The organism is Acidithiobacillus marinus (genome assembly GCF_002847505.1).
GTDB lineage: Bacteria > Pseudomonadota > Gammaproteobacteria > Acidithiobacillales > Acidithiobacillaceae > Acidithiobacillus > Acidithiobacillus marinus.
In genome coordinates, this window is the sequence record NZ_MXAV01000009.1 from 1 (window position 1) to 3,648 (window position 3,648).

Consider the following 3,648-nt stretch of genomic DNA (forward strand, 5'->3'; position numbering starts at 1 on the left):
CCTCAGGTCTTCGTTGATCACACCTATATCACATACGCTCAAAATACGCAGACTGTAGTCCCAATCTCCCAAAACTGGAAGATGCGGGTTAAATTTACCTACAACATTGGCAATTCCGCGGCGAATCAAAAGACATATAGGCGGTATGCTATTATTTCGTGCCAACTTCATGAAATCAATGCGATCTTCCCAGTACGTCAAGGGTTCACGGGACAATGTCTTAACACGATTGCCGACAATCTCTTCGTGAATGACCTCGCAACGTGCGGCGACTGCGCCATAAACCGCATTATCTACTTTCTCAAGAAATCCGACGGTTTTTTCCAGAAAGTCTGGATGCCAGGAATCATCATCGTCATGCACAACGATATAATCACTGTCTGTCAGTGATAAGCCCGCGTTCGAAGCTGCCTCCATACCCAGACTGCGCTCGTGATGACGCAAAAGCAGGCGATCGCCAAATTGGGGGAGATATTGCCGTACGAGTTCTTCTACCTCGCGAGCATCGCCGCCATCGTTGACAAGACACAAACGCCAGTTTCTATAGGTCTGCGACAAGACACTGGCGAATGCTCGCGCCAACAATAACGGGCGGTTCTTGGTACGCATAATAATGGCTACAAGGCCATTGCTAACAATTGCGCTCTTGCGGCTATTGGGAAAAACATTGCTCATAACTTCATCCTTTAATATTGAATTGTCTCAACACGCGTTCACCCAAATAGCCTAACCGCTCATGCGCCATCTTTGATACCCATGCGACATCCGGCGTACCAGGCTGCAACCACAGCCGCAACTGAGCTATTTTTGATTCGCATGGTGGAAATACACGTTCGACAGCGTCCGCATCAGTGGGGATGATCGGATCGAGAATCAGGTCGTGTGTGGCGTGGTCGTAATCGGGGCAATGCCCAATATGCTGCAACAGCTGTATTTCTTCATCCAATGGCGACAAGAACAGGGCATCCATCGCTGCCACGCCCGCTGCTGGTGTGAGTTCATGAGGACTCACCGGCAGTTTCGTCTCATCAGCGCCAAATATTTGTTCCACAGCGCTCACTACACCGCCTTGAAAGTATTGTGTGTGTGCACGGTGTTGTTGCTCTTCTGGCACGCTCGCTTGGAATACTGGATGCATCAGCTGGTCATCACCAAGGGCATAATGCAAAGTGCTGCCATGTGCTGCACTGTGTAGCTGCTCCATAAAGGGCACGCCGTACCAGACGGGAGCTTGCTTTTCTTCTGACGCCAAAAAGTCATTAGCAAAACAGGCCTGCATGGGGCCAGCCGAATAGCGGTTTCCCCCAGCAGCAGGCCACAGCCCGTAATAAAATCCCTCCAAGGATGCCTTGGATGCATCTGCCAATAGAAGTTCTCGTAGACTGGCCTGCATACTGCCATGCCATCCCATATCGACCATGGCACATCGTCCCGTATTATATAGACCTTCCTGACGTAAATATGCCAGACAATTAGCAAGGCGCGGCAACAATGCCTCGTAAATTTTCGCAGAAAATCCTTGCAATAATGTACGCAATTCCTCGGCTTGTTTCCAAGACACAATCGCTTTCTTCAAGTCAGTGCCATAGATTTCCATGGCCGCCCTGATCACCTCAGAATCTTGCGCGACGCCACAACGCTCAAGCAATTGCAGCACTGTGATGTTGTCATAGGCAGAAACCAGAAAATCGAGCAAAGTCCTAGACAAATGATCGGGGGTACTAGACTGAATACCAGCCGGAATAACCAGCGCTTGACGTGATATGTATAGATAATGTGTTTCGACATCCAGCCCAACCGACAACCCGGATGCATCCCAGGCCTGCTTCATCAAATATCCATCACGCGCACAAAAATAAAGGCGATCGATATGCTGTGTTTTCACTTTCTCGGCAAGCCATTGAACGAAGGCACCTACTACAATCCCGCCGAAAGCCTGCCCTAGCTGTTGCCAACGCGTTGCAAGATCAGAGGCAACTTTCTCACCTTGCGCTCGCTCTCTCAGAGAAATGTAACGCCTCAGACGCGAACCAACTACTGTTGCTTCATCAAGTCGTTGTGTAGTGCGGCGTGATGAGCGGGCACGTGGATAGTGAATCGTTGTGATGCCGTATTGCTTGGGATGATCTACGTCGGCATGTTTGTCATCCCCGATATGGAGCAACTGTTCACCGAGCTCTGCCTTGACATGCTTCCATATACTTCCAGTGGCCTTGGTTGCATTCAGTTCATTGGAAACCATAACGCAAGTCCAATCAGCATACCCATTCTCGCTCAATACTTCTTCGAGGAATGTACGCGACAAGTACATATCGGACACGAAAGCATAGGGGGTGCCTTGCTCTTTAAGACGTCTGGTCAGTTCTAAAACATCGGGTACCGCGCGCAATGTGGATCGTTCTACCGCAAGTTCAGTCTGCATGACCAACGACCAGTCTTCGATATCTGGAAGCAACTGTGGTAGTTCAGCATAAATCTGCTCAAAGGTAACGTCCTCTGCTTTTGTAAGATGATGCTGATTCTCGCGCGCCACACGTTCAGCAGTTTCTCGTGCTAATGCAAACCCCTTGGCCGCCTTACCCACTGTTTGAATCAAGCAGCTTTCTACTTCTGCAAAAGCGTCCACGGGACTTTCATGCTTTATGCGAGTAAGGGCGGTATCAAAAATATCCAGCGTGATAGCATTCTTAGAACTAGCGGAAGATGCAGCAAGCTCTACAAATGCGGCATCTAATATCCAGTTAGCTAACGGATCTTGACCAACAGGCTTTATATATCGGGAAACCTCAGTGATACAAAGTTTGACATTATCAGCAGCCACCTCAAACGTCTTTTTAGTTTCCGCTACATCAACTTGTTGACTTGAGGGCATTAGTATTGGTTCTTGAGAGGATAAATCAGTTTTATACGCAGGTGTTATGGCAACATTATCTGAGGTCGAGAACAATCCTATATCTGCGCATGCAAACAAAAGATTAACGTCAGTTCTGGCTAGCAATGTATAGCCGTTTAAAGACATAAAGTCGATCATACGATCAGATTCACCGGGTGCGTAGTGTTCTGAAGGCTCAAGTTGCACCAGCAAAGGCTTCCAACGCAAAAAATCTAATGTTTTTATTATGGATAAATCTTTACCCTCCACATCAATGGATAGATAGACAATATGTTTATCTTCACCAACATGAAGTGCAAGGCACTCGTTCAAACGCATGGCCGGTACGCATACCATTTCTCCGCCACCCATAATGCCGTCATGCCATGTCGAGACAAACTCAGGTGAAAGTGAAGAAAGCTCGTGAGAAGAAGCGACGCATATATCCACCTCTTTTTCATCCCCGTCCACAATCGCGGCATGGATTACCTGATCGAGTGGCCGAGCTCTCACAAGCTCTTCAATGAGTGAAGGGTTTGCTTCAATAAGGATTGAGCGAAAACCCAATTTTTTGGAAAGAAGGTAGCTATTGCTCCCTGCAAACGCATGGTTAGCCCCCACTTCCACGACGACACAGGTATTGAGATCTGGCAATTGTCCTTTGCTCATCATGGCGGTCAACAGGGAAAGAATTATCAGATCTTCTCCGCACTGGGAATATTGCTCCGGCAGAAGAGATGGAATCGTCGCAGAACGGATATCGGCATTTTTTGTGG

General features: G+C 48.1%; 2 protein-coding genes. Both read right to left on the bottom strand.

The window, feature by feature from the left end:
* A partial coding sequence (locus tag B1757_RS03525; RefSeq protein WP_143484206.1) for a glycosyltransferase family 2 protein occupies positions 1-675 on the bottom strand: 675 nt, incomplete at its 3' end.
* 4 nt (positions 676-679) lie between these two features.
* Positions 680-3,648 (bottom strand): FkbM family methyltransferase (locus B1757_RS03530; RefSeq protein ID WP_143484207.1); only part of this gene is annotated, 2,969 nt, incomplete at its 5' end.